The sequence below is a fragment of the Mesorhizobium sp. M6A.T.Cr.TU.016.01.1.1 genome (genome assembly GCF_003952585.1).
Lineage (GTDB): Bacteria > Pseudomonadota > Alphaproteobacteria > Rhizobiales > Rhizobiaceae > Mesorhizobium > Mesorhizobium mediterraneum.
In genome coordinates, this window is the sequence record NZ_CP034452.1 from 5,292,633 (window position 1) to 5,317,339 (window position 24,707).

Here is a 24,707-nt window from a genome sequence, read left to right on the forward strand (position 1 = left end):
GAGATGTCAATTGGCCCGGAACCTTCGTGCCTTAGCGGCCATCGCTTCGCTCTGCCTGCCAATATCGCTCGCGGTCGCCCAGCCAGTGAGTCAGCAATGCGTGAACAGCGAGGTAGCCAAGAAGGAAGTCCTCGAGCTAGATTCCATGCGCATCGACGCATTGCTTCGCAACGACGTGGGGTTTCTGGAAGAGATCACTGCCGACGACTATTCTCATGTCGAAAGCTCTGGTGGCGCTCGCAACAAATCGCAATTCATCGCAGGCCGTAGGGGTGAACGCGCGCTGTTTTCCACCTTCGTCATCGACGAAAACAAAGCGATGATCTACTGCAATGTCGCCGTTGTCGTTGGACGTTATCACAATGCGTACAGAACAAGCGGGGGATCTTCCGTAGTGAAGAGAGCCCGGCACCTTCGCGTATACGTTCATGAAAATGGGCAATGGAGGAATGTGGCGCATCAAGCGACCGAAATCGGCAGGGCCGATTGATCGAAATGTCTTCCGATTCAAGATGGCTGGCGGGAAGCGTGCAGCTATGGCGCGTCGGCGGTCGGTTTCTGATGGAAGCGTTCTCTTCAAGCGGATTGCCGAGGTTATCGGGCGCCGCCTAGGTCGAGCTGTCGAGCTGTCGAGTCGCGGGCTGGCGAGCTCTTCCGTTGGTTCGCCATCATGGCAGGCGCGAACATGGTGAAGCCAGCGCCGGACGCTTCCGACGAGAAGCCGATGCATATTTCAAATCGTGTGTCAGATCAGCAGCAGGCCCTTCATGCTGGCATGACCCTTCTTGCCGATGATGATGTGATCATGAACGGCGATGCCGAGCGGTTTGGCCGTCTCGATGACCAGCTTGGTCATCTCGATGTCGGCGCGCGACGGCGTCGGGTCGCCTGACGGATGATTATGCGTCAACACACCAAGAACGGAATAATGATATTTATCAAATGCTTGAATTCCAACCTTGGAGGGCAGGGGTCGTTAGTTGGGGTATGTGCCGAGTGACCACTTGTGATCTTTCACGCATGGGAATGGTCGCATTTGCGCAGTACCCCAACGTCCCGGTCAACCACGGATTCCGAACCCTCATCTTTTCGCGCTGGTGCCACTCGGGACGGCTGAACGGCCCTTCCACTACTCTAGCGTTGCCGAGCGATGACTTCGGGTTAGACACGGGCGCAATGCGGGTGCCGTCACCGCAGAACGCCTGAACCGTGGCGCCCCCCCAATTTCTCGAACAAGACCACGAAACGGGCTTCGGAACCGCCGCATCGCGAGCCGGCTCTTGGCGGCGTCAAGAGTCCGTCGAATCCGAGATCTCACAATCGGACACTCTAGAGCTGGGTCGCCCGTTCGGTCGAGACGTACGTGCGGTGCGCCGATCTTTTGCAACGATTACGCCGGCGATGTCTTCTGTGATCTACTATTCGGGCAAGGGTGCCTCTTGAAAACTGGAACATATAGTGAACATATTTGCCGCGACAGTGACCTCTATGGCCTCTCGGCACGCCGCGACCATATGGGGATCATTCCCTTAACGCTCTTGAGCTAGGCTGAAAACTAGATCAGGGTGCATGACACGAGAGAGAGCCGACCATGTATCTAGCGCGCAAAGAGGACTTCGGGCCCGCAGCATCGCCGATCTCGCCTCGCCGCGAATTGGGCGCTTACGAGGCTATGTGGCTTGAGCAAGGCGCCACGTTCAAGACGATCGCTGACAAGTTTGCCAAGGATCCGACGGCAATGCCTTCGGATTTCGTTCGGCCGGCCCAAGCGGAAGAGTGTGCCCGTAAGGTCCTTTCCGAGGCCAGCGTCAAAGGCGTCTCTCGCTTTGGCGTTCGCATCCACCATGCCGGCGACTACCCTGCGAAATTGCGTGACGCGAAATACCCCGTTGAACTGCTCTACTTTCAGGGCATCTGGGAGCTAACCGAGACGCGGTGCATCGCCATCGTTGGAGCTCGAGAGGCCTCCGAAGAGGGAAAGCAGCGAGCTAGGCAGTTGGCATTCTCTCTGACGGCTCGCAAGCGCGAGGATCGACGCGACGACTTCACGATTGTCTCGGGCCTCGCTGCCGGCATTGACCGAACGGCGCATGATGCGGCCATAGAAAACGGCGGCCGCACGATCGCCGTCATTGGGACACCCCTTGGCACCTACTACCCGAAGGAAAATCGCGACCTCCAGGATCGGATTGCGAGAGAGTTCCTTCTGATCTCGCAGATCCCTTTCCTGCGATATGGTGCCCAAAACGTGCCTCAAAACAGGCTTTTCTTCCCGGAGCGCAACATCACCATGAGTGCGCTGACCGAGGCGACGATTATCGTTGAGGCGAGCGACACGTCAGGCACGCTGACGCAAGCGCGTGCAGCCCTGCATCAAAAGCGTAAGCTTTTCATCCTGGATTCGTGCTTCCAAAAAGGCCTCAAATGGCCGAGCAACTATGAGGCGCAAGGTGCCATTCGAGTGCGCTCGATGGACGATATCTGGGGCAGCCTTGACTAAGGTTTTCTATCGCGAGATCGATGACAGTAACCGCGGCGATCACACCAGGCTGACCGCCAACGATAAGTGCATGTTCCTGTACGAATTTACCGCCTTCGAGCATACCAACGGTCTCGGCTTCAAGTTCAGCGATACGAACCAGCTTATCCACAACCTCAAGAAAAAGCCCTCCGAGCGGCTGACGAAGGGCGGATGGAAGTATAAGGGCGAAGCCATTGGAAAGTGCGCTGGCGCGATGCGGCTCGCACTCAATCCTGAATGGCTGACTAGCGGAACGTTGGTGCCAGTTCCGTCTTCGAAGGCCCCAGGTCATCCGGACTACGATGATCGTCTAACCCAAATAGCCAGGCTATTAAGCGTCCCGCCGCCAGACGTCCGCGAGCTTGTGCGTCACGATAGTTCGCATGCCGCCGCGCATGAGTCGAACAATCGGCCGACCGTCGAAGACTTGCTCGCCATTTATGAAATCAACGAGCCCTTGGCCAGTAGCAAGCCAGTCAGCTCGATCGCGATTTTCGACGACGTGCTCACCGCCGGCACGCATTATCGGGCAGTGCAAATCAAGCTCGCTGCGCGCTTCCCTAACGTCCCTATCTTCGGAATGTTTATCGCTCGCCGGGCAATCCCGCCGCCCAGCGATGGCTGGGTCAAGCAGATGCAGGAGCTGTTCGGCAGTGTTGACGACTAGTATCGACAAGTGTCTTTCTCGAAAAAATTTGAAATGACGTTGGCCGCTGGAACTGCCGCGATCGGAAAGAGCACGAGTGAGCCGATCGCGACCAACGGAGTTATGCAAGCAAGCCACTTTCTGTGGCACGCGGTCAGCCCCGTGTGGCTAATCGGGGCCTTAGCCCTACCCCAAGGCGAAAGTGGGTTTGAGCGCCATGGACTCGTTTCAGGAATTTGAGCGGTTTCTCGATGGCCATTTTGCGCGGCTCGAGACCTTGGACTACGACGCCAACGCGGCTCTAGCATTGGTCAGCAATATTCAAGAGCAGGCGGCATCCAGCATCGAGACTTTTGGCCTCGCTTCATCCATGGCACACGGCATTACGATCCTCGCTCCGTATCTCGTAAGTGGCAAACTAGGTCCGCCGCCCGACATAGGGACACTTCTGTCGGACCTTTCGTTCTGCATGCATTACTACTCGCTACGCGAACTTTTATACTATTCGTACAACGTACCCGGCGCCGTGGAGTGGGCGTTCGAGCATGAGTCGGTGCAGGTTCGCTACACTGACCCATCACTGCCACGGCAATTTTACACGATGTGGAATGAACATCTGGAGCTTTCCCGAGAGATGTTCGCCGATAGCACCTATGTCGAGACGGCCCGCACGTTGCTTAGGGGCGAAGCCGAGGGCCAGATCTCCCCAGACGTCGAGGCGGCATCGCTTCACATCGACCAGGAGGTGGATCAGAAGCTGAGGGCATATTTCTCAATACTGGACCCAACGTCTTCAGCGGATCTCGGCGGCTACACCTATGCCGAGTTTCAAACCGTATATCGCTTCATGCTTGGCAATGCGCTCTATCATCGGCGCTTTGGCGAGGCCAACGATCAGGTCGGGGCCATCTTCATTGAGTACGACGAGCTTGTGAACGACCTAGAGATGGCAACGGGATTGACCCGGTCCAAGATAGCGAGCGTTCTGGACGACATAATTTTCGATGATTCAAAGCGCGCTGAGAAGCTTGATGCATCATATTTCTCTCTAATGAGAGAGGGAGCCGGTGCCCGTCGCGTCGTTATGAGATCGGTGGATTTCACCACCCACGAGGGACTGGTCAATCTCTTGAGGGTGGTCGCCATCCGACGCCCACAATTGTTCCTACGCAATGTTGGCGGGGAGCTCGGCGTTGGTTTCGTCGCAAGAGTGAAATCTGCTTTCGAGACGGCCGGTTTTCGATGCCTTACTGAGATTTCCCTGTCCAAGTTCGACCCGCAACTCCCCGACATAGACCTACTAGTCATTTGTGAGGAGCCTACGCTTGGCTATGTGCTCTTTGTCTGCGAGTTAAAGGGCCCTATACCGCCTCGTTGGGCGAAGGACCAGCTTAAGGCGATCCGACAAGATGGTGTCTCCAAGGCCTTTCGGCAGTCAGAGGCGATCCAGAAATTCTTGCGCACGCCTGCCGGTATCAGCGCGATGAAGTCTTGGTTACCTCCAGATAAACCGCCCCGATTTGAGTCGTTCGTACTGGTTGTGGAACCGCTAATCGTGACGTCGGATAACGCGGGGATGTTCTTCGGCGATGAGAATACGCCGATCGCGAATTTCAGGACAATCGAGCGCCTTCTGAAGGCATCGGATGGTGACACGGCCTTCATCCAACACGTCATCCACACCTACAACGAAGAGGTGGACAAGATTATCAATCGTGTTGTTGCCAAAGCTGAGTTTGCTGGAATTGTCGTGGAGTATGAGGGCGTTGCGGACTCCCCCATTATGCGGTTCGCCCAACAGTCATGGCGAAACTCAGAAGAGCGTCAGGCCATGATCGACGCGTTTCTCGCCGACGGTGCGCACCCATTTGATACGGTAGACTTGGACGCGAAGGAGATGCCACCAGGGACGATCCTGATCGCCTTCAAGAGCGGTTCCTGAGAGGGCCGCTTCCAGCCGGAGGTCCAGGCCTAATATCAAGGTCCGGTTTGGGCCAGATTCGGTAAGCACGACTTGGCAAGCGTTAAGAATTCCGGCTTCGAAAGACCTTCCAGCGACGCATGCGGCAATCGGCGGCTACGTTGTGCAATCAGGATGGTTCACACGTCGACCGACTGTTCAAAACACTCGAAGCTGCTCGTTGATCGTCAGTATCGCTATCACGACCTCACTCGTCAGCTGTCGCTATCCACCCCGTCGGAGCCGGGAACGTCACTACCGAACTTTGGACGGTGTCTCTGCCCCGGGGCTATCCAGCCTTCTATGAAATCCAGCGGATCCACGTTTCCCATCATAGCCTGCGCGAGCGTCAGGCGCTCCCCTAGGCGCTGCCGACGCTCATCGTTCATGCACTTTAGGCGCTCTTCCGCATCCGTGAAAAAGCGCTCTACCGTCATAGCCTTTCCCCACCTCTCGATAATTTCCGCAAGCTGCTGCTGGCTATCGGCAAGAGCTTGAGCCGTCTTGCGGGCATCCTCTCGCCTTTCATAGCGCTCCCACTCCTCCTCTCGCTCTTTTTTCCTCTTCGCCGCGGCCACATCCTCGGCGTCCATAAGGCGTTGCACATTGTCCTTAGCCGCTTCCAAGGTCTCGACGATTTTTGGGATCAGCGTGCCAAGCGCGTCGTGTTCGGTCTCCTGCCAGCTAACGGACCAATCGACGCCCGTTTTCGGGGAGTAGGCAATCACCCGAAAACGTCCCGAAGGCATATCCTGCTCTGTTGTCCAGGAATGCGTCAGTTGCCAAGGCTTAGCTGAGCGTATGAACCTGCTGTCCTCGCGATGGTAGTCGCCGTTGAGATATCGCATCGTCACTCTTTCGGTCATCTCGGTGAGAGCGACCCCTATTGGCACCGTACCAATGTAGAAGACGGTCGGTCGGTCCGGAGCCCAGATGCTTCCGGAGTGGTAGCGTCCGTACTTGCGGTCCTTTCGCTCCACTTCCTGTTCGTTGACGTGGACGCGATGAAGGTCACCGGCGGCCTCAGCGATGTGAACTCGGTATCCCTGTTCGTCCAGCGCAAGGTAGAGTTCATTGGCGATCGAGAGCGCGCGCAGCAGCGCAGTTTCTGAAGAAATCAGATCTGGCAGGATCCGCTTGTAGGGTCTCAGGAACTCGCCCTCTTTCACATCCCGCGTTTTTCGCAAATGTTCTTCGACACCAAACAGCAGCGGGTGACGTGCCGGGCGACGGGGTTTCGCCAATGACCTTGTCTGGCGTGCGGAGCTTTTTGCCGACGTTCTCTTCTGTCGTGGTGGCTTTGGGGCGGAGGGTGTTATTTCGATGGCCTCTTCAGGTGCTTCCGGCAGCGTTGGCAGCTCTGCCGGAAGCCCGAGAGACTTGCGGGTCCAGTACCCTGAACCGGGGTAGGGAACTTGGAATTGTTTGCAGATAGCGGCTAGTGCCGTGCCAGAAATTCCGAGCTCCGGGGCGGCCTTACTGAGAGGCCTATCGCAGACCCGTTTATAAAGCTCGAGGCGTGTCAGATGCATTATGGAATGGTCTCAATTCGATCGCGGCCGACATCCTACTGCCGGGAAATGGCAGACAACGTGCTTCGACGGCAGCCTCTGATTTATCGCAAGTTTGGAAAGCTTTTAAGACACAGCTTAGGCCACATGGATGCTAGATCATGCATGGTCTGCTCGACGGAGCCACGTTGCAGCTTATGACTGCCTTGCGCCTCATATCGGACATTGAGATCAACTCTGTCGATGCCCGACAGCAGACACAGTTTCAAACGGCGACGGGCGTCATCCAAGCAGGGTTAGTAGCGGTCGCGCTGTCAACGACTGCGTCGACGAAGGCGACGCCCTTCAGGCCATCGTAGGCAGTTGGGATATCACGACCTATGGGCATGGGCTCGCGCTTTTCGCGCTTGGCATGGATCGCCTCCGCGAACCCGGCATACAGATTGGCGAACGCTTCCAAGTATCCCTCCGGATGTCCCGGTGGCGTTCGGGTTCGCGCCTTTGCTGCTTCGCTGAGATCGTCGGCGCCACGCTTGATGATTTCAGTTCGCCCGCCAAGGCGCGCGTGAACAAGTTCGTTCGGCTGTTCTTGGAACCAGGAGATCGAAGCCTTCTCCCCGAATACGCGCAGCCGCACACCATTTGAGGATCCCAGCGCCACCTGGGAAGACCATAGAAGACCGCGGGCGCCACCTTGATACCGAAGCATCACATGAGCGTTGTCATCGAGCGCCCGCCCTTGGACGAACGTAGCGAGATCCGCCGTCAGAGACTCAAGCTTAAGGCCGGAGACGAAACCCGCAAGGTGGTAGGCATGTGTGCCGATGTCGCCGATCGAGCCACCTCTGCCGTTTTTCTTTGGATCGGTACGCCAAGCTGCCTGGGCGTTGCCCTCTGTCTCGATGGCGGTCGCCATCCACTCCAGCGGGTATTCGACCTGGACGGTCCGGATCTTTCCGAGCTGGCCGCTGGCGACCATGTGCCGTGCTTCGTGCACCATCGGATAGCCCGAATAGGTGTAGGTCACGCCCATGAACCTGCCGCTGTCGCGCACCAGCTTCTCGAGCGAAATGGCGTCTTCCAGGGTTGCCGTCAGCGGCTTCTCGCAAATGACGTCAAAGCCGGCTTCCAGGAAAGCCTTGCCGATGGGGAAGTGTGTGAAGTTCGGCGTGCAGACGGCGACGGCGTCTATCCTGTCTTCGCGAGACAACTCTCCCTTGATCATTGCCTTGTAGTCGTCATAGGAACGGCTGGAATCGAGGCCTTCGCGAGCCGCAAAGGCGTGGCCGCGGGCCGCGTCGACATCGAAAGCTCCCGCGGCGAGTTGCCATGCGCCGTCCTGCCTCGCGGCGATGCGGTGAATGTTGCCGATATAGGCTCCCTGGCCGCCGCCCACCATACCCAGTCGGAGGGGCCTCGTCTTCGTCGTATCGGACATTTGTCTCTGCCTCAGTCTAGCCCGAGCATCGCCCGGTTGGCGGCTTTGTTGGCGCCAGATTTTACGAAATCGTCGAAAGCGCGGTCGGCGACACGGATGATGTGTTCGCGAATGAATTTGGCGCCTTCCGCGGCACCGTCTTCAGGGTTCTTGATAAAACATTCCCATTCGAGAGTGGCCCAACCATCGAAGCCGTAGGTGGATAGCTTGGTAAAGATCGTCCCGAAATCCACCTGGCCATCGCCGAGTGACCGGAAGCGTCCGGCGCGCTTGGACCATGGCTGGAAACCACCATATGCACCAGTCTTGCCGTTGGGCCGGAACTCCGCGTCCTTGACGTGGAACATCTTGATGCGCTCGTGGTAGTGATCGATGAAGGCGAGGTAATCCAGGGCCTGCAGGACAAAGTGGCTGGGGTCGTAAAGGATGTTGCAGCGCGGGTGGTTTCCGACTCGCTCGAGGAACATCTCGAATGTCAGCCCGTCATGAACATCCTCACAGGGATGGATTTCGAAGCAGAGATCCACACCCTGCTCGTCGAAGTCGTTGAGGATCGGCAGCCAGCGACGGGCCAGTTCGTCGAAGGCATCGTCGACCAGACCTTCCGGCCATTGCGGATAGGGGTAGAGGTACGGCCACAGAAGCGAGCCCGTGAAACTCACATGGCGGTCGATGCCAAGGTTGCGCGAAGCCCGGGCGGCGAACCTCATCTGTTCCTCTGCCCAGGCGCGCCGGGCTGCCGGGTTGTTGTGGACGGCCGCCGGAGCAAAACTATCCATGATGCGGTCATGCGCGGGATGCACGGCCACCAGCTGACCGGTGATGTGTGATCCGAGCTCGGGCAGTTCGAGGCCCTTTTCGGCGACAACGCCCTTCAGCTCATCGCAATACGTCTTGCTTTCGGCCGCAAGCTTCATATCGATGAGGCGCGTGTCCCAGGTCGGTATCTGGACGCCGGCAAAGCCCTTGTCCGCGACCCAGCCGGCGAGGCCGGGAAGCGTGTTGAACGGCGCCTCGTCGGTTGCGAACTGCGCCAGATAAATGCCGGGTCCTTTTATGGTTTTCATCATCGCGTCCTCATGCGGATAAGGCCAGTGCGGGTGCCGGGGGTCCACCATCATAGGCGCCCCAAACCGATTGATCGAAATGGACAACCGCGCCCGTCATCATGCCGGAATCGTCCGATGCCAGGAAGAGAACCGCACGGGCAACCTCCTCGGGCGCGAGCAGCCGGCCAAAGGGTTGAGCCGCTGCGGCTTTGGCCAGCCAGTCTGCCTCGGCGCGATGATATTCCCGCTGCACGCGGTCTTCGCCGTCAGACGCCATCCAACCGATATCGAGCTGGTTCACCCGGATCTGGTTGCGCATGAGCGCGTAGCCGGAATTTCGGGTCAGGGTGGCGAGGGCGCCTTTCGACGCTGAATAGGAGGACAGGAAGGGTTGGCCGGCTCTCTCCGATGTCGAGCCGATGTTGACGATGCTTCCCTTTATGCCCTGGCTGATCATCAAGCTCGCGGCTTCCTGCATCAGGAAGAACGGCGCCCTGACATTGATCGCGAACATGCGGTCGAACAATTCAGGACTGGTGTTGAGCAGGTTTCCGCGATCGGTGAGGCCGGCTGCATTCACGAGGATGTCGACGCGCCCGTATGTGGCTTCGGCCTGCGCCAAGACGGTCCGGCAATGATCGACATTCTCAAGGTCTGCGACCACGAAAGTGACGGGGACACCGGTTTCGGCTGATATCGCTTGGGCGACATCCTCGCCTTTATTTCGGTCGCGACCGCAGGTGATGATGCCTGCCGCGCCCGCCTGGGCGAAAAGCCTGGCAACGGCCGCGCCGAGGCCCTGCGTGCCGCCAGTGACGACTGCTATTTTCCCATCTATCCGGTTCACGTCAAACTCCGACCCGCTGCTTGCTGCGGATTTCAAGTTGCTGGACGCGCGCCTTCTGCACGGACTCACGCTCGGAGACCTCTGGCACGCCAACGTCCCAGTCGGCGTCTCCGGGCACCCATGCAAAGGCATCGGTGACGATGGTGAGCACGGTGGTGCTGTCGGTCTCTTGCGCCCATTCCATAGCGGCCTTGAGATCGGCGAGGCTTTCGCAACGGCGAGCCAGCGCCCCCATGGATTCCGCATGCTTCACGAAATCGACGGCAAACGGCTCCTTGACGCGGCAATCCTTGAGGAGATTGTTGAAGCCGGGAACACCCTTGAATTGCTGCAGCCGGTTGATGACGGCGAAACCGCCATTGTCGCAAACCACCACGATCATCTTGTGGCCGGCGAGCACGGTCGAATAGATATCGGAATTCATCATCATGTAGGTGCCGTCGCCGATCATCACGATTGGCGTGCCGTCGCCGTTCTTCGCCATGGCATGACCCCAGCCGGCGGCTATCTCATAACCCATGCAGCTGAAGCCGAATTCGCAATCGAACGTGTTGCTCTGCTTTACTCGCCAGCCCTTGGTGACTTCGCCTGGCGTGCCGCCGGCGGCGGCAATCAGCGTGTCATTCGGTTTGGCGGCTTCATTCACCACTGCGACGACTTGGGCATAGGTGGGAACAGGCCCGTTGGTGGGTGCCTGATATTCGTCGAGGAGCTTGTTCCACTCCGCGAACAGTGCTTTCGCGCGCTTCATGTGGTCGGGACTGACCTTCCAGTCGCCGAGCGCCGCGTCCAGTTCGGTAACCGTTTCGAGCGCATCGCCGACGACCGCGACCGCACGATGCTTGTTCGCGTCATAGCGGGCGGCGTTGATCGATATGAATCTGGCGTCTCGCCGGAATGCAGTCCAGGATCCAGTCGTGAAATCCTGCAACCGTGTTCCGATCGCCAGGATGACATCTGCCTCCTGCGCCAGCGCATTCGCTGAGGTCGAACCGATGATGCCAATAGGTCCGGCGTGCGCGGGATGGTCATGTGTGAGAGCGCTTTTGCCGGCTATGGTCTCCACGATCGGAATGCCGCGCCGAACCGCGAAATCAGCTACCAGTTCCTCGGCCATCGAGTATCGGACGCCACCGCCCGATATAATGAGCGGCTTCTTTGCCTTCTTCAACAGTTCCACGGCCTCTGACAGTTTGTTGCGGTCCGGCCTTGGACGCGGCACAGCCCAGGTCGTCGGTTCAAAGAAGGCAAGTGGATAGTCATACGCCACCTCTTGCGCATCCTGCGCGAGGCCGAGAAATGCTGGTCCGCAATCGGCCGGGTCGAGCATTGCGGCGACGGCTTGAGGCAGCGACGAAATGATCTGCTCGGGCAGCAGGATGCGATCCCAATACCGCGTCACGGCCTTGAAGGCGTCATTGACCGATATCGTCGGATCGTTGAAATGCTCGACCTGCTGCATGACCGGATCCGGCACGCGATTTGCGAAGATATCTCCGGCAATAAGAAGCACCGGCAGGCGATTGGCATGCGCCGTTCCAGCAGCGGTTATCATGTTGGTCGCGCCCGGCCCGATCGATGTCGCGGCGACCATGAGCCGGCGACGTCGATACGCCTTTGCAAAGGCAACCGCGGCGAGTGCCATCGACTGCTCGTTCTGGCCGCGCCAGGTCGGCAATTTGTCCTGTACCGCTTCAAGCGCTTCGGAAAGGCAGGTGACATTGCCATGGCCGAAGATGCCGAAGACACCGGCGAACAGAGACACCTTCTGCCCGTCTATCTCCGTGAATTGATTGCACAAATAGCGCACTAACGCCTGCGCCATCGTCAGGCGCACGGTCTCGCGGGACATCGCATCTCCTCCCATGCATCAGGTTTCGAGTTACCTACGAAATATTAATTGACAATGCAAGAGTTTCGCAACAAGCATTGCAAAAATGTGCGAAGGGAGGAGGCCTTGTTGAAAATCGCAGTGCTTGGCTGCGGCAGGATCGGTCGCATGCATGCGGCCAACATTGCCGCGCATCCCCGCGCATCGCTTGCCGGCGTGCTCGATGTCTATCGTCCCGCGGCTGAAGAGGTGGGCGCTAAACTGGGTGTGCCGGTTTTCGATTCTGTCGATGCCGTGATCGAGAACGAGCACGTCGATGCGGTGTTGATCGCGACATCCACGCCAACCCACGCTGATTTGCTCGAGAGGGCGGTCACTGCCGGCAAACCGGTTCTTTGCGAGAAGCCGATCGATCTCGACTTAAGCCGCGTCCAAAAGTGTGCAGAGGTCATCCGGTCCAAGAGCGATGTCCCGATCATGTTGGGCTTTGTCAGGCGCTTCGACCCTGGTCATCGGGCGCTACGCGACGCGGTCCATGCGGGGAACATCGGCGATCTCCACCAGGTGGTCATCACATCGCGCGATCCTGGAATGCCGCCAGTGGCCTATGCCGAGGCTTCCGGCGGTATTTTCCGCGACATGACCATTCACGACTTCGATATGGCGCGGTTTGTTCTGGGTGAAGAGGTCACTGAAGTGTTCGCTGCCGGAAGCCGGCTGGTCGACAAGGTGTTGATGGATCGGCTGGATGATTACGACACCGTTTCGGTCGTTCTCAAAACAGCGATGGGCAAGCAATGCATCATCAACAATTCGAGGCAGGCCACTTACGGCTATGACCAGCGTGTGGAGGCCTTGGGTTCCGGGGGCATGCTGGTGTCGGAAAATCGCCGGCCGCACATGACCAGCCTCTACAGGGCCGACTTCACGGGCAAGGCGGCGCCGCTTCTCAACTTTTTCATCGATCGATACGCCGAGGCCTTCATGGCCGAAATCGGCGCCTTCGTGGATGCCATCGAAATGGGAAAAAGGCCGGAAGTCGGGTTCGAGGACGGCCATGCGGCCCTCGTCCTGGCCGAGGCGGCAATCAGGTCGGCGGCAGAGCGCCGCACCGTCAGCATCAGGGAGATTGGGTGATCCATGTACAAGAACTATGGTCTGTTCATCGATGGCCAGTGGGTGGCCGGATCGGACAAGACGCAAGCCGAAGTCGTGAGCCCCGTCAGCGACCAAGCAATGGGCGCCGTGCCCGTTGCGACCGTGGCTGATACCGAGGCCGCTCTCGCGTCGGCCGCCAGAGGGCTGCGGGAATGGCGGTCCGCCAGCGGGTTCGCCCGTGCTGACGCCCTTCACAAGATCGCGGACGAGTTGACCCGGCGTGCCGAGGAAGCCAAACGCATGATTTCGCTCGAGACGGGCAAACCCGTCGCACAGGCGGAGAGAGAGTGGACATTGGCGATCGACCAATTCAGGTGGTTCGCCGAGGAGGCGCGGAGGATCTACGGCAGGATCATTGAATCGCGTGTTCCCGGCGGCCGTTTTGAAGTATCCCGGGAACCGGTTGGCATCGTCGGCGCCTTCACCGCCTGGAACTTTCCCGCAGCGCTTCTCGCGCGCAAAGTCGCGCCGGCGCTGGCCGCCGGCTGCTCGGTCGTCGTGCGTCCGTCAAGCCAAACGCCGGGCGTCGCCATGGTGATGGTCGACTGCATGCGTGCCAACCTTCCCAAGGGCACGGTCAACCTGGTGGTGGGGCCGACAGCCACGACCTACGCCCCAATCATGGCCGACAAGGCCGTGCGAAAAGTATCCCTGACCGGCTCGACCCGCGTCGGCCAGCAGATGATCCGGGATGCGGCGGACACCGTCAAGAAAGTGTCGATGGAACTTGGCGGGAACGCCCCCTTGATCGTCTATGACGACGCGGATCTCGAGCTCGCGCTCAACGTGTCGGTGCCTACGAAATTTGCGAATGCCGGCCAGGTGTGCGTAACGCCCGATCGGTTCTTCATCCATGACAGCCTTCACGATCAGTTCGTCGACAGCTTCGTCAAGAGGGCCAAGGCCCTCAAGCTGGGCGATGGGCTCGATCCATCGACCCAAATGGGACCGCTGATAAATGCAGCGCGATTCAGAGAGATCGATGCCATCGTCGCCGATGCTGTGAAGGCAGGCGCGACTTTGGTCACTGGCGGCGGTCGCGCGCCCGATCTCAATTCGGGCCACTTCTTCGAGCCGACCGTCCTGACCGATGTCACCGACGACATGAAGGTCTTCGACCAGGAGAACTTCGGTCCCATCGCGGCGATCACGCGCTTCACCGAGGAAGAGGAGGCGCTCTCCAGGGCAAATGCCTCGGACATGGGCCTGTCCGCCTACGCATTTACCCGTTCGCCTGGGCGAGCGCGTCGTACCGTTTCCGCGCTCAAGGCCGGGATGGTCGGCATAAACAGCTTCGCGCTGGCGGCATCCGAGGCTCCGTTCGGCGGCACCAACCACTCCGGCATGGGACGTGAAGGCGGGACCGAAGGCATTAACGACTACCTCGATACCAAGCTCGCGCAAATCGTCTTCTAGGAGGCTCGGATGATAAAGAACAAGCTGAAGCAGATTTGGGCCGAGGGTCGACCGACAATCAACGGTTGGCTTTCGATCGGCAATGCCTTCACGGCCGAGATCATGGCGGCGCAAGGCTATGACTCTGTTTCGATCGATATCCAGCACGGCGCTTTGGACTATTCCACGGTGCTGCCCATGTTTCAGGCAATGCGGGCTTCCGGGATAGTACCCATGGCTCGTGTTCCGTGGCTCGAACCCGGTATCATCATGAAAGCGCTGGATGCGGGCGCATATGGCATTATCTGCCCGATGGTAAATTCCGGCGCGCAGGCTGCGGAGTTCGTCAGCTACCTGCGTTATCCGCCGTCAGGGCAGCGCAGCTTCGGACCAACCAGGGTCAGCTTTGCAGCCGGCGCCAATTACGCCGGCGAAGCCAATGACGAAATCCTGGCTTTTGCAATGGTCGAAACCAAGCAGGCAATGGACAACCTCGATGAGATCGCTGCTACACCCGGCCTGGACGGGATCTATGTCGGGCCCGCGGATCTGACGCTCAGCCTGACGCAGGGCAGGCTGTCCCCCGGCTTCGATCGCGAAGAGCCTGAGATGATTGACGCCCTGCACCGGATCGTGGCGGCCTGCAAAGCCAACGGCATCAAAGCCGCCTTGCACTGCGGCACCGCCGACTACGCCGCCCGCGCCATCGAATGGGGGTTTAACATGACCACCGTCGCGGGGGACTCTCGCCTCCTGGCCGCAGCCGCGGCTGCAAGTGTCGGTCGGTTTCGGGAATTGACGGGTCGGGTCGCTATCGGCGGAGAGAAGGGGGCCTACTGATGCCGCACATCCTCGTTGCCGGGAAACTGCATCCCTCCGGCGTAGCTCTCCTGAACAGCCTGCCCGATGTCACGTTCGACTATGTCGAAGAAGTGTCCGAGCAGTCATATGCACCTCTGATCGGCAAGGCCGACGCACTTGTCCTTCGCACTCAACCCCTGTCTGCCGAGACTGTTGCGAAAGCCGATCGCCTGAGGGTCGTCTCCCGGCATGGGGTTGGATATGACGCCGTGCATCTGCCGTCGTTAAACGAACGCGGCATCGCGCTCACGATTGTTGGAGATGTGAATTCAGTCTCTGTCGCTGAACACGCCATGATGCTGATCCTTGCCGCATCCAAACGTGCGCTTCGTGCCGATCGCTCGGTACGGCTACCCAATGAGTGGGGATGGCGCAACAATTTGGAGGCGGAGGAGATCTCGGGCAAGCATCTCCTCATTGTCGGGTTTGGCCGAATTGGGCGCCATCTGGCGCGCATGGCTTCCGGCTTTGGCATGGAGGTCAGGGCCTTCGACCCATACTTGCAAGAGCAAGGCTGGCCCGAAGGTCCGGTCCGCGCGGCAGACACGCTGCGTGATGGTTTGTCGTGGGCCGATGTCATTTCGATCAACATACCGAAGGCCGATCAACCTCTGATAGGCCGTGCAGAATTTGCTGTCATGAGGCGCGGCGCTATCCTCGTGAATACGGCTAGAGGAGGCATTGTCGAGGAGCAAGCTCTCGTTGATGCTTTGCGCTCCGGCCAGGTCGGCGCCGCAGGTCTCGACGTCTTCGACAGTGAGCCGCCGGCCGAAGGCAACCCATTGGTCAATCTGGATCAGGTCATCCTCTCGCCTCACATCGCCGGACTTACAAAAGAATGCGGGGAGCGCATGGCCGTGGCTTCCGTCCGAAACGTGATCGATTTCTTTTCGGGGAAGATCGATCCGGCTCTGGTCGTGAACCGATCCGCAGGCAAGGCCGCTTGACGAGGTGGGTACGGTCCAACGTTGGCACCTCGATGCAATGCTTTTTGCGGGTTCATAGATCAGTCATGCATCGTTGCATTTTTCTTTTGACTCATCGTGTTTTGCAGAATACATAATTGTGCAATGAGCATTGCAAGCGTCGATGTTCAGCCGGGGAGGAGAAGGCGAGGAGAGAGATCTCTGGCCCGCAGCTCCGGGTAACCATTGTTCCACGGGAGGTATGAATGGAACGACTGATCTCTACCCTTTTCGCGTCAACCGTCATTTCCGCGGCCCTGATGGGCGGCGCCGCTGCTGCGGACAAGGCGAAAGTTTTCTTTCTCCTGCCCAATGAAACGACGATCCGCTTTGAAAGCCGTGATGCCCCGTTTTTCGTTGCGGCCATGAAGGAGAAAGCTCCGGACGTTGAAGTCGTCGTCGCGAACGCCCAGGGCGACCCGTCCAAGCAGCAGTCTCAGGTCGAGGACGCCATTGCCCAGGGGGCGAAGGTCATCCTCCTCACTTCCGCTGACGCCAATCTTGCCGCCGGCGAACTGGCGGCGGCGGCCAAGGCGAATGTGCCGGTCGTGCTCTACGATCACGATGCCGTCGGCGGGAAGGCCGAGGCTCACGTGGTGTTCGACTCGCTTGCCGTTGGCCGGGAGCAGGGCAAGCGCGCCGCCGAACTGATCAAGGCGATGTCGAAAACCCCGGTAAAAGTCGCCCGGGTGAAGGGCAACCAGGGCGAATATGGCACCAAGCAGTATGAAGCGGGCCAGGATGAATTCCTTAAGCCGCTGATCGATGCCGGAAAGGTACAGGTCGTCTGCGAGCAATACACGCAGAACTGGGATCCGACGATCGCCCAGAGCTTCGCCGAAGACTGCCTCACCAAGAATGGCGGCGACGTCGATGTGTTCATCGGCATGAACGACGGCACGACCGGCGGCTCGGTTGCGGCCCTGATTTCCCAGGGCTTCAAACCAGGCGACAAGCTGGTGACTGGCGGACAGGACGCAACCGTCGAAGCGCTGCGCTACGTGGCACAGGGCTGGCAGGACAACTCCGTGCTCAAGGATCTCAAGGTTCAGGCGACTTATGCCGCAGATGTGGTGGCATCGATCGTGGCTGGTAAAGGCGTTCCGCAGAACCTGATCAACGGCAAGGTCAACAACACCTTCATGGACGTACCCGCCGTATTCCTTCCGGTCTCGAACATCACCAAGGATAACCTCGGCGACGTAGTGAAGGCCGGTGTCTGGACCTGGGCGGAAATCTGCAAAGGCATTGAAACGACGGATACCTGCAAGAAGAATATGTAGAGCCAACAAGGGGGGCCACCGAGGATGGCCCCCCACCAAGCCTGGGGAGGAGAAAGCAATGACCGCACCAGCAGATGCGCCTTCCATGCGGAACGCGCCGGCCACGAACTCGTCCGTGCCGCTCATTTCCCTCCGCAACATCCAGAAGTCCTTTGGGTCAGTGCATGCGCTACGCGGCGCGTCCGTGGACGTTCACGCCGGCGAGATTGTTGCCCTTGTCGGTGACAATGGAGCCGGCAAGTCGACGCTCGTCAAAGTCATGGCAGGCGTTCACGCCGCTGACTCCGGCGAATACGAGATCGAAGGCAGGCCGGCGCTCGTTCGTACCCCGTCCGATGCCACCAAGCATGGCATTGCCACCGTCTACCAGGACCTCGCTTTGTGCAACAATCTGGATGCCGTGCAGAACCTGTTTTTGGGACGCGAACTTACCGGCTCGCGCCTGTTCGGCAGTCGCATAAGGCGGGCAGAGTGCGAGATGCGGGCTCGCGAGGTCATGTCCCGTATGCGGCTCAGCAATCTCTCGCTGACCCGACCCGTCGGTGCGATGTCGGGAGGACAGCGCCAGAACATCGCGATCGCCAGATCGGTCCTGTGGAAGCCCAAGGTGGTCATTTTGGACGAGCCCACCGCGGCTCTGAGCCACTCGGCCGCGCAGCAGGTTGCGGACCTTATACGCAGCCTGGCTGATGACGGGCTCGGTGTGGTCGTTGTCAGCCATGACATCCATCATTTCGTAGTCAACTCGACAGACAGGATCGAGGTTATGCGCCTTGGCGCGAACGCCGCCAGTTTCCGCTCGAAGGACGTGACCGGCGAGACGGTCGTGAATGCGATGGTGGGCGGCAACGAAGGTGTAAATCTGGCCGGCTGATCCGCCGCCGAAAACTCACCTCAGGGAGGAAAGTCATGGTCTCGATCCCGGCAAGCGCGGCTCCGAAACGCCGCACCTTTGGCGAGTTGCTTGGAAGCGACCTTCGGGCGTTGCCAGTGATAATTGGACTTGTGGCGCTTTGGGTCTTCTTCGCGCTTCAAAGCGACGTGTTTATCACACCTCGCAATCTTTCGAACTTGCTGCTGCAGTCGACCGTCGTCGGCATCATGGCGCTCGGCCTGATGTTTGTCCTTCTGGTTCGCGAGATCGATCTCTCGATTGCGGCTATCCATGGCGTCACGGCAGTGATGAGCGCCAAAATGATTGTCGACTACGGTATTTCCCCGTGGCTTGCCCTTCCGCTGTCGGTCTTGCTTGGTGCTGCAATCGGCTCGGGCTCAGCCCGCTGGGTAAACTGGATCGGTGTGCCTTCATTTGTGGTTACGCTTGGACTCGGTCTCGCGTTGAACGGCATCCAGCTGCTTTTATTGCCTGCCACGGCACGGTTCGGGCTCATGGGTACGGGCGTCGAATTGATTGCACAAACGACGATCGAAGGAATTTACGCCTGGCTCGCCTGGGCGGTCGGCCTCGTAGTGCTGGCGCTTCTCATTCTTTCCAGCGTCCGGCGCAGACGTAGAGTCGGCCTCGAAGTCTCCGTCATGCATTCGGTCGCTATACCGTTGACTGTATCGGCACTCATCGGCGCGGGGGTGGTCGTCGTCCTCAATGCCAATCAGGGAATTCCGCTACCAGTGCTCATATTTGCGGTTCTGCTTGGGCTGGGCGGGTACATTCTCAACGAATCGCAGTTCGGCCTCTACCTCTACGCGATCGGCAACAATGCCGAGGCCGCCAGGCGCTCCGGCATCAAGGTGACGCGCATCCGGGCCGCGGCGTTTGCCATCGCAGGCGGCGTCGCGGCTATTGCGGGCATCATTGCGTCCTCACGAACGCTGGGTGTGGGTGTGTTTTCCGGCGGAGGAGTCGGCGGCGGCACGCTTCTACTGGAATCCATAGCCGCGGCGGTTATTGGCGGCGTCAGCCTGTTCGGCGGGCGCGGCGCCATCCATGCGGCCCTGCTTGGGGCATTGGTCATCGGAACCGTTCAAAACGGCCTCAATCTCATGGGCGTCAAGAACGAGGTCAGGCTTATCGTCACCGGGTTGCTGCTCGTCCTGGCGGTCTCGATCGACAAGATCATCGAAAAACTGACCGGTCAGCAGGCCTATTGAACGATGGGAAATGGTCCGCATTGAAAGCTGCGGACCATTTCGCCAATCCATTGGCAATTCCAACGAGTTCGGGGCACACTGCAACGAATTTTGCAGGAATCTTGAATATGAATGTCGCCGAACCGCCGAAGAACTACGAAGAGCTCATCCGCCTTGTGCATGACCGTTACGAGGCCATGAGCAAGTCGTATCAGGCCATTTCCGTCTATCTGACGCAGAACCCGAATGACGTAGCGGTTCTGTCGGTAAGCGCGATCGCCGAGCGCTGTGGAATCCACGCGTCCAGTTTTGTTCGTTTCGCGCAGTCACTCGGTTATGAGGGCTTCAAAGAGCTTCAGGGCTTGTTTCAAAAGCGCCTTTCCACTGCCGCGCCAGGCTTCGAGGCGAGAATGCGGGCTCTCGAAGCGGAGTTGGGCAGTCGCGAAGATCGAAGCGAACTCGGGTTTCTGCGGGATCTGGTTGTGCGGGATATCGCATCGCTGCAGGATTTGCTGGCGGACGTTTCGGCTGACAAAATCGTCGAGGCCGTCGATCTGTTGCAGAAGAGTGAGACAGTCTACCTGATAGGACAGCTGCGCTCGGCCCCGGTTGTCGACCTACTTCGCTACGTCCTGACGATGCTTGGCAAAAGATGCGTTCTTCTGGATCCCAGCGGCGGCCTCGCAACCTACATGGCGCGCACGATTACCCAGCGCGACCTGCTGTTTGCGGTCTCCTTCCGGTTCTACGCAACGGAAGTCGTCAATGTGGTTGAACAGGTAGCTGCGGCCAAGGTGCCGATCATCGCCATCTCCGACAGCACCTTGTCGCCACTCGCGAAGTCAGCCTCGGTGCTTTTCGCTGTCCCTGAGCACGAATACACCTTCTCGCGCTCGCTGGCAGCCCCGATGTGCCTCGCGCAAGCTCTCACGGTGGCATTGGCGAGCCGGCTCCAGCAGAGTCCTGATAGTCCTCGAATACCAACAGTTACCAGTCCCCAGGGCCGGCAGCAGCAGCCTGCTTCCTGAAGTTGGCTTCGAAGTGACGAGCTAGCTGGGTGCGAGGCTAAGTCCAACAATTGGTCGCATTTCGGAAAGGTGCAAGGCACAAAGTCAGCTTGCACAAAGTGGTCGCGCCACATTAGGCGCATCAGTCGTTTCTAGCCCGGACAACGCGAACACGGACAGTCCGTTTGCGGCCCGTAGGCTGCCTGACCACAATGCGCCTCTCGTGGTCATCCAACGATCCCGTCCGTCCGCCAAAAGCGGACATAGTTTGGGCCAGCGCTCCTACTCCGGCAAACCCGCCAGCCGCATCGCGTCGGTCACCTCACCGGCAATCTCTGGCGCCAGTCCCACCGCCGCCGACCACCGGCCGATGGTGAAATGCGGGTCGAGCGCCAGGAGCCGCGCGGCTGACGCCCTGGCCTCATCGAGCCGGCCGAGCCTTGCCAGTGGAGCCGCCAGCCAGCCATGCAGCATGCTGAAGCCGGGGGTCATCTCCACCGCCCGCCGGCCTGCCGCGACGGCCTGCTCGTGACGGCCGGAGAGAAAATTGCCGAAGCCGACAATGCCGTGCGGCACGCAGTTCATGGCGTCCAGCGGGGAGAGCCGGATCGCCTGCTCGCCCCAGTCGATGGCGCGTGCCGCATCGCCGCCATAGGCCACCGACACGCAGCCAAAGGCATAGACGAAGGCGCAGGAGGCGCTGAGCGAAAGCGCGGTCGCGAATGCCGCGTCGGCCAGCTTGCGGTCGTGTTCGACCATGCCGATGGTGAAGCCGGCGAGCGCCATCGCCATCGCATCGCCCGGACCGTGCTCGATCGCCGCATGGGCATGACGGGCCGCCTTGTCGCGATGCTCCGGCAGCAAGCCGCCGCGGATGAACAGCGTCTGGTGCGCCCAGGCGGCAAAGCCGTGCGCAAGGGCGTAGCTCGACTCGATGGCCAAGGCCCGGTCGAGCAGCGGCAGGCCCCTGGCGGCGCCCCGCGGCATGAAGGTGTAGACATCGGGCAGTGCGCGCAGCAAAAGATCGTAGGCGTCGAGACTGTCGGGACGCGTGCGCTTGACGCGCTCGATCTCGGCCCGGCGCAGATTGGGTTCTATCGCCGCGACGACGCTGACGGTGATCTCGTCCTGTAGCGCGAACACGTCGGTCAGCTCGCGGTCGTAGCGCTCGGCCCAGAGATGGCTGCCGTCCTCGGCGTCGATCAGCTGGCCGGTGATGCGCACGCGGTTGCCCACCTTGCGCACGCCGCCTTCCAGAACATAGCGCACGCCTAGCTCTTGCCCGACCTGCTTCACGTTCACCGCGCGGCCCTTGTAGGTGAAGCTTGAGTTCCGCGCGATGACGAACAGCCAGCGGATGCGCGACAGGCCGGTGATGATGTCCTCGACCATGCCGTCGGCAAAATAATCCTGTTCGGCATCGCCGCTCAAATTGGCGAAGGGCAGCACGGCGATGGAGGGACGGGCGGGAATGCCCAGGTCCGGCTTGGCTTGCTGCACCGGTGCCGGTGCGGTCGTCTGGGCACCGCCTTCCTCGCGCACTGTGCCGACGAAGCGAAAGCCCCGGCGCAGGATGGTGCGGACGAGACGCTGCTCCTCGCCGCTGTCCCGAAGCGCATTGCGCGCGGCGTTGACACGGCTGGCCAGCGTGGCGTCGGAGACGATCCGCCCTTGCCAGACCGCATCGACCAGATCGTCCTTGCTCACCACCCGCTCACGGTTGCGAATCAGAAATTGCAGCAGGTCGAATACTTGCGGCTCGACGGGGACCAGCTCGTTGCCACGGCGCAATTCGCGCCGCTCGCCATCCAGAGCAAAATCCTCAAAATGATACGACAAATCGCTATCTCCAAATCGTCCGGAAATTGCCCGTCATACACATTAGCCGCGTCTTGAGCGCAAAATCAAAGTGATCTCAAGGGAAAATCAAGCGGTCCTGAATGTCCCCTCAAAGCGCAGCCGCTGCCGCCGGCGCATAGTCCTCCTGCAACAAACGTTCAACCGGCCTCAACCAACCAACACCCAACAACGCTTTGAAAAGGAGAACTCAAATGTCGAACAATGCAGCAAATTCCGTCGTCCTCGTGCATGGCGGCTTCGTCGATGGCTCCGGCTGGGACGGCGTCTACCAGATCCTCAAGAAGGACGGCTATGACGTCACCATCGTCCAGAACCCGACGACCTCGCTCGCCGACGACGTCGCCTTCACCAAGCGCGCCATTGCCGAAGCCAAGAGCGATGTCATCCTGGTCGGCCATTCCTATGGCGGCATCGTGGTGTCGGAAGCCGGCACCGACCCCAAAGTGGCTGGTGTCGTCTATATCGCGGCCTTCGCCGGCGATGTCGGCGAGTCGGTTGCGACCCTGATCGCCAACCCGCCTCCCGGCGCTCCGGTGCCGCCGATCCTGCCGCCCGTCGACGGCTTCCTGATGCTCGACAAGGAGAAGTTCGCCGCGTCCTTCGCCGCCGACGTGCGCCCCTCGCTCGCCGCCTTCATGGCCGACTCGCAGGTTCCGTGGGGCATCCCGGCCCTCGAAGGCAAGGTCACCGCTCCGGCATGGAAAGTGAAGCCGAGCTGGTATCTGGTCGCCGCCGACGACAAAATGATCCCGCCGCCGGCACAGCACCAGATGGCCACCCGCGCCGGAGCAACGACGGTCGAAGTCCCCGGCAGCCACGCCGTCTACGTCTCCGATCCAGCGGCTGTCGCCAAGCTCATCGAACAGGCGGCCAAGGGCGTGGCCACGAAGTAAGCCATGACATCAGATACGAAAAGCCCGGGCCGCGTTATGAACAGCTCATTCTGAAACCGGACCGTCTGCTTGCGGCCCCATTTCAGTCATCCCGATCACAGGCAGGGGCGTGAAATTCGGCATTGCATTGTGAGATAGGGAAGGGCGCATTTCTCCCCCGATAACGACGTCACAGGACGACTGCCTAATTTTGCTTTCTATCAACTCGTCGCGCGCCGAATTTGCACCACGACAGATCCTGAAGGCAGGCCTTTCAAAGCGATCTTCACTCGAGCGTAACGCGGCGTGATCCAGCGTTCCCGACGGGTATCGAGCGGACTGTTTGTGGATCAATGTAACCAAAGAAAAAAATGTGTTACTTTTCAGTATGTTGACCGCATCCGCAAATGAGCTGAGGTATGGGTTTGGTGTCTGGATCAAATGACGCTCTGTGATCATCCCGCAATATCCCGCCTGAACCTGACCGCCGCCAGAAAATGCTCGCACACATTATGGGATTGGTCATGGATTGCCGCTCTGCGGTTTTACTCCGAGCGCCAATGCGACTACGCCAACAACAACGCCGGCGAGGGAGGTTCCGCAAGCCTTTATGATCATGTGCGTGTAAGGGGAATCGAGGGTTTCGGTCGTCGGCGGCTGCAGGTCGCGGAATAGATATATTCCTGCTGCCAACAATCCGGCAAGGTAGGTATAAGCTGCCAACGTCTGAATCAGGGTGTAGGTTTTGCTGTCCCTGCGAAGCAGACCAGCCCAGCTCAGAAAAGATGGAAGCCTATCGCGAGCGCGTGCGGCTAATGTCGGGGTTTCTCTATTCGCGATACCGAGGGCTGCTCCGAAGAACGTGGCAAGGGTGGCGGACAGTGGAACAACGGTGGAACTCAAGTAGGCGTTGGCGAGAGGTCTGCCTTGGGCGTCACAGAGACCACCGTTTGTCGGATCAACCGGTGGAGGCGTTGGAAGCGGGTCGCACATTAGGCTGGCGTGGCCCGCTTGGATGATGCCCACAATGAAGATCAGACAGGCCAAGCATAGCACTCCGATGACGATCGGTTCGAAGCCGAGCACTTGGCGTGTTTGAGTGTCGATGGGTGTCATGCGACCTCCTGTGAGACAGTAACGAATGAGCAAAACCTATAAACAGTTATTATGGCTGTAGTTAATCCTACGAAACATGCGCTCTTTATTCGTACGATTCGTGGGCGAATGGCAACGATTTCCATAGGTGAAATCGGATTTTGCCTCTGTAATTCTCCATATGGCGGTGTTGAAATCACAGTCTTGGCACCTGCAGGATCATCGCACCTTTAACGCGCTCAATTCGCTCTATTGCAAATTTTTAACCGAAGTACTAACGTCGAAATACAACGCTCGCAATGGGGTAGTCGCCGCGCAAT

General features: G+C 59.4%; 21 protein-coding genes and 1 pseudogene. 13 read left to right on the forward strand and 9 right to left on the reverse strand.

Features of this window, described 5'->3' with window-relative positions:
* Positions 1-10 precede the first annotated feature (10 nt).
* A complete protein-coding gene (locus tag EJ075_RS25720; protein ID WP_126106248.1) occupies positions 11-490 on the forward strand; it encodes a nuclear transport factor 2 family protein in 480 nt (159 codons plus the stop codon).
* A gap of 255 nt (positions 491-745) precedes the next feature.
* Here EJ075_RS25720 and EJ075_RS25725 read toward each other — a convergent pair.
* Positions 746-925 (reverse strand): annotated as a pseudogene (locus tag EJ075_RS25725) (JAB domain-containing protein); the annotation flags it as partial.
* 813 nt (positions 926-1,738) lie between these two features.
* On the opposite strand from EJ075_RS25725, the gene EJ075_RS25730 reads away from it, so the two are divergent.
* From EJ075_RS25730 to EJ075_RS25740, 3 genes are all read left to right on the forward strand, one after another.
* On the forward strand, positions 1,739-2,500 hold the full coding sequence (locus EJ075_RS25730) for a DNA-processing protein DprA (RefSeq protein ID WP_348627381.1): 762 nt from the start codon (positions 1,739-1,741) through the stop codon (positions 2,498-2,500).
* Complete coding sequence (locus EJ075_RS25735) at positions 2,493-3,188, forward strand: hypothetical protein (RefSeq protein ID WP_206437510.1); 696 nt, start codon at positions 2,493-2,495, stop codon at positions 3,186-3,188. The genes EJ075_RS25730 and EJ075_RS25735 overlap by 8 nt, the downstream gene beginning before the upstream one ends.
* Positions 3,189-3,375: 187 nt before the next feature.
* Positions 3,376-5,109, forward strand: coding sequence for a hypothetical protein (locus EJ075_RS25740; RefSeq protein ID WP_126106249.1), 1,734 nt, complete (start codon positions 3,376-3,378; stop codon positions 5,107-5,109).
* A 233-nt stretch (positions 5,110-5,342) separates the two neighbouring features.
* On the opposite strand, the gene EJ075_RS25745 is transcribed toward EJ075_RS25740, so the two are convergent.
* The 5 genes from EJ075_RS25745 to iolD all read right to left on the reverse strand — a co-directional run bounded on the left by EJ075_RS25745 (position 5,343) and on the right by iolD (position 11,824).
* Positions 5,343-6,371 (reverse strand): hypothetical protein, encoded by a 1,029-nt coding sequence (locus EJ075_RS25745; RefSeq protein WP_245458009.1) that lies wholly within the window; start codon positions 6,369-6,371, stop codon positions 5,343-5,345.
* 532 nt (positions 6,372-6,903) lie between these two features.
* Entirely contained in the window at positions 6,904-8,037 is a 1,134-nt protein-coding gene (locus EJ075_RS25750; protein ID WP_126107461.1) for a Gfo/Idh/MocA family oxidoreductase, read from the reverse strand.
* Between the two features lie 50 nt (positions 8,038-8,087).
* Positions 8,088-9,143 carry a sugar phosphate isomerase/epimerase gene (locus EJ075_RS25755; protein WP_126107462.1) on the reverse strand — a complete coding sequence of 352 codons (1,056 nt, stop codon included), beginning with the start codon at positions 9,141-9,143 and terminating at the stop codon, positions 8,088-8,090.
* A gap of 10 nt (positions 9,144-9,153) precedes the next feature.
* Positions 9,154-9,972 (reverse strand): SDR family oxidoreductase, encoded by an 819-nt coding sequence (locus EJ075_RS25760; RefSeq protein WP_126106251.1) that lies wholly within the window; start codon positions 9,970-9,972, stop codon positions 9,154-9,156.
* A 1-nt stretch (position 9,973) separates the two neighbouring features.
* Positions 9,974-11,824 (reverse strand): 3D-(3,5/4)-trihydroxycyclohexane-1,2-dione acylhydrolase (decyclizing), encoded by a 1,851-nt coding sequence (gene iolD, locus EJ075_RS25765; RefSeq protein WP_126106252.1) that lies wholly within the window; start codon positions 11,822-11,824, stop codon positions 9,974-9,976.
* Positions 11,825-11,878: 54 nt separating this feature from the next.
* Here iolD and iolG point away from each other — a divergent pair, with 54 nt between their 5' ends.
* The 8 genes from iolG to EJ075_RS25805 all read left to right on the forward strand — a co-directional run bounded on the left by iolG (position 11,879) and on the right by EJ075_RS25805 (position 20,581).
* Positions 11,879-12,940 (forward strand): inositol 2-dehydrogenase, encoded by a 1,062-nt coding sequence (gene iolG, locus EJ075_RS25770; RefSeq protein WP_206437577.1) that lies wholly within the window; start codon positions 11,879-11,881, stop codon positions 12,938-12,940.
* A 42-nt stretch (positions 12,941-12,982) separates the two neighbouring features.
* Positions 12,983-14,377, forward strand: coding sequence for an NAD-dependent succinate-semialdehyde dehydrogenase (locus EJ075_RS25775; protein ID WP_245458010.1), 1,395 nt, complete (start codon positions 12,983-12,985; stop codon positions 14,375-14,377).
* 9 nt (positions 14,378-14,386) lie between these two features.
* Positions 14,387-15,196 carry an aldolase/citrate lyase family protein gene (locus EJ075_RS25780; protein WP_126106255.1) on the forward strand — a complete coding sequence of 270 codons (810 nt, stop codon included), beginning with the start codon at positions 14,387-14,389 and terminating at the stop codon, positions 15,194-15,196.
* The gene (locus EJ075_RS25785; protein WP_126106256.1) at positions 15,196-16,164 is read left to right on the forward strand and encodes a hydroxyacid dehydrogenase; all 969 of its coding nucleotides are present in this window, start codon (positions 15,196-15,198) and stop codon (positions 16,162-16,164) included. Before EJ075_RS25780 ends, EJ075_RS25785 begins: the two co-directional genes overlap by 1 nt.
* A gap of 278 nt (positions 16,165-16,442) precedes the next feature.
* Positions 16,443-17,465 (forward strand): sugar ABC transporter substrate-binding protein, encoded by a 1,023-nt coding sequence (locus EJ075_RS25790; RefSeq protein WP_245458011.1) that lies wholly within the window; start codon positions 16,443-16,445, stop codon positions 17,463-17,465.
* Positions 17,466-17,523: 58 nt separating this feature from the next.
* The gene (locus EJ075_RS25795) at positions 17,524-18,339 is read left to right on the forward strand and encodes an ATP-binding cassette domain-containing protein (RefSeq protein WP_206437511.1); all 816 of its coding nucleotides are present in this window, start codon (positions 17,524-17,526) and stop codon (positions 18,337-18,339) included.
* Between the two features lie 116 nt (positions 18,340-18,455).
* Complete coding sequence (locus EJ075_RS25800; protein WP_245458012.1) at positions 18,456-19,574, forward strand: ABC transporter permease; 1,119 nt, start codon at positions 18,456-18,458, stop codon at positions 19,572-19,574.
* A 107-nt stretch (positions 19,575-19,681) separates the two neighbouring features.
* Positions 19,682-20,581 (forward strand): MurR/RpiR family transcriptional regulator, encoded by a 900-nt coding sequence (locus EJ075_RS25805; protein ID WP_126106259.1) that lies wholly within the window; start codon positions 19,682-19,684, stop codon positions 20,579-20,581.
* Positions 20,582-20,842: 261 nt separating this feature from the next.
* Here the strand turns inward: EJ075_RS25805 and EJ075_RS25810 are convergent, their stop codons facing one another.
* On the reverse strand, positions 20,843-22,399 hold the full coding sequence (locus EJ075_RS25810; RefSeq protein ID WP_126106260.1) for a winged helix-turn-helix domain-containing tetratricopeptide repeat protein: 1,557 nt from the start codon (positions 22,397-22,399) through the stop codon (positions 20,843-20,845).
* A gap of 212 nt (positions 22,400-22,611) precedes the next feature.
* Here EJ075_RS25810 and EJ075_RS25815 point away from each other — a divergent pair, with 212 nt between their 5' ends.
* Positions 22,612-23,313, forward strand: a complete 702-nt coding sequence (locus EJ075_RS25815; RefSeq protein ID WP_126106261.1) for an alpha/beta hydrolase — start codon at positions 22,612-22,614, stop codon at positions 23,311-23,313.
* Positions 23,314-23,358: 45 nt separating this feature from the next.
* Here the strand turns inward: EJ075_RS25815 and EJ075_RS25820 are convergent, their stop codons facing one another.
* Positions 23,359-23,751, reverse strand: coding sequence for a hypothetical protein (locus tag EJ075_RS25820; protein ID WP_126106262.1), 393 nt, complete (start codon positions 23,749-23,751; stop codon positions 23,359-23,361).
* Positions 23,752-23,814: 63 nt separating this feature from the next.
* On the reverse strand, positions 23,815-24,408 hold the full coding sequence (locus EJ075_RS25825) for a hypothetical protein (protein WP_126106263.1): 594 nt from the start codon (positions 24,406-24,408) through the stop codon (positions 23,815-23,817).
* Between the last annotated feature and the right edge of the window lie 299 nt (positions 24,409-24,707).

Coding starts and splice junctions, on each gene's coding strand:
- EJ075_RS25730 (WP_348627381.1), top strand. CDS start 1,739: ATGCCTTCGGATTTCGTTCGGCCGGCCCAAGCGGAAGAGTGTGCCCGT.
- EJ075_RS25750 (WP_126107461.1), bottom strand. CDS start 8,037: ATGGTGGGCGGCGGCCAGGGAGCCTATATCGGCAACATTCACCGCATC.
- EJ075_RS25755 (WP_126107462.1), bottom strand. CDS start 9,143: ATGAAAACCATAAAAGGACCCGGCATTTATCTGGCGCAGTTCGCAACC.
- iolD (WP_126106252.1), bottom strand. CDS start 11,824: ATGTCCCGCGAGACCGTGCGCCTGACGATGGCGCAGGCGTTAGTGCGC.
- iolG (WP_206437577.1), top strand. CDS start 11,879: ATGCAAGAGTTTCGCAACAAGCATTGCAAAAATGTGCGAAGGGAGGAG.
- EJ075_RS25780 (WP_126106255.1), top strand. CDS start 14,387: ATGATAAAGAACAAGCTGAAGCAGATTTGGGCCGAGGGTCGACCGACA.
- EJ075_RS25785 (WP_126106256.1), top strand. CDS start 15,196: ATGCCGCACATCCTCGTTGCCGGGAAACTGCATCCCTCCGGCGTAGCT.
- EJ075_RS25790 (WP_245458011.1), top strand. CDS start 16,443: ATGGGCGGCGCCGCTGCTGCGGACAAGGCGAAAGTTTTCTTTCTCCTG.
- EJ075_RS25795 (WP_206437511.1), top strand. CDS start 17,524: ATGACCGCACCAGCAGATGCGCCTTCCATGCGGAACGCGCCGGCCACG.
- EJ075_RS25805 (WP_126106259.1), top strand. CDS start 19,682: ATGAATGTCGCCGAACCGCCGAAGAACTACGAAGAGCTCATCCGCCTT.
- EJ075_RS25815 (WP_126106261.1), top strand. CDS start 22,612: ATGTCGAACAATGCAGCAAATTCCGTCGTCCTCGTGCATGGCGGCTTC.
- EJ075_RS25820 (WP_126106262.1), bottom strand. CDS start 23,751: ATGATCACAGAGCGTCATTTGATCCAGACACCAAACCCATACCTCAGC.
- EJ075_RS25825 (WP_126106263.1), bottom strand. CDS start 24,408: ATGACACCCATCGACACTCAAACACGCCAAGTGCTCGGCTTCGAACCG.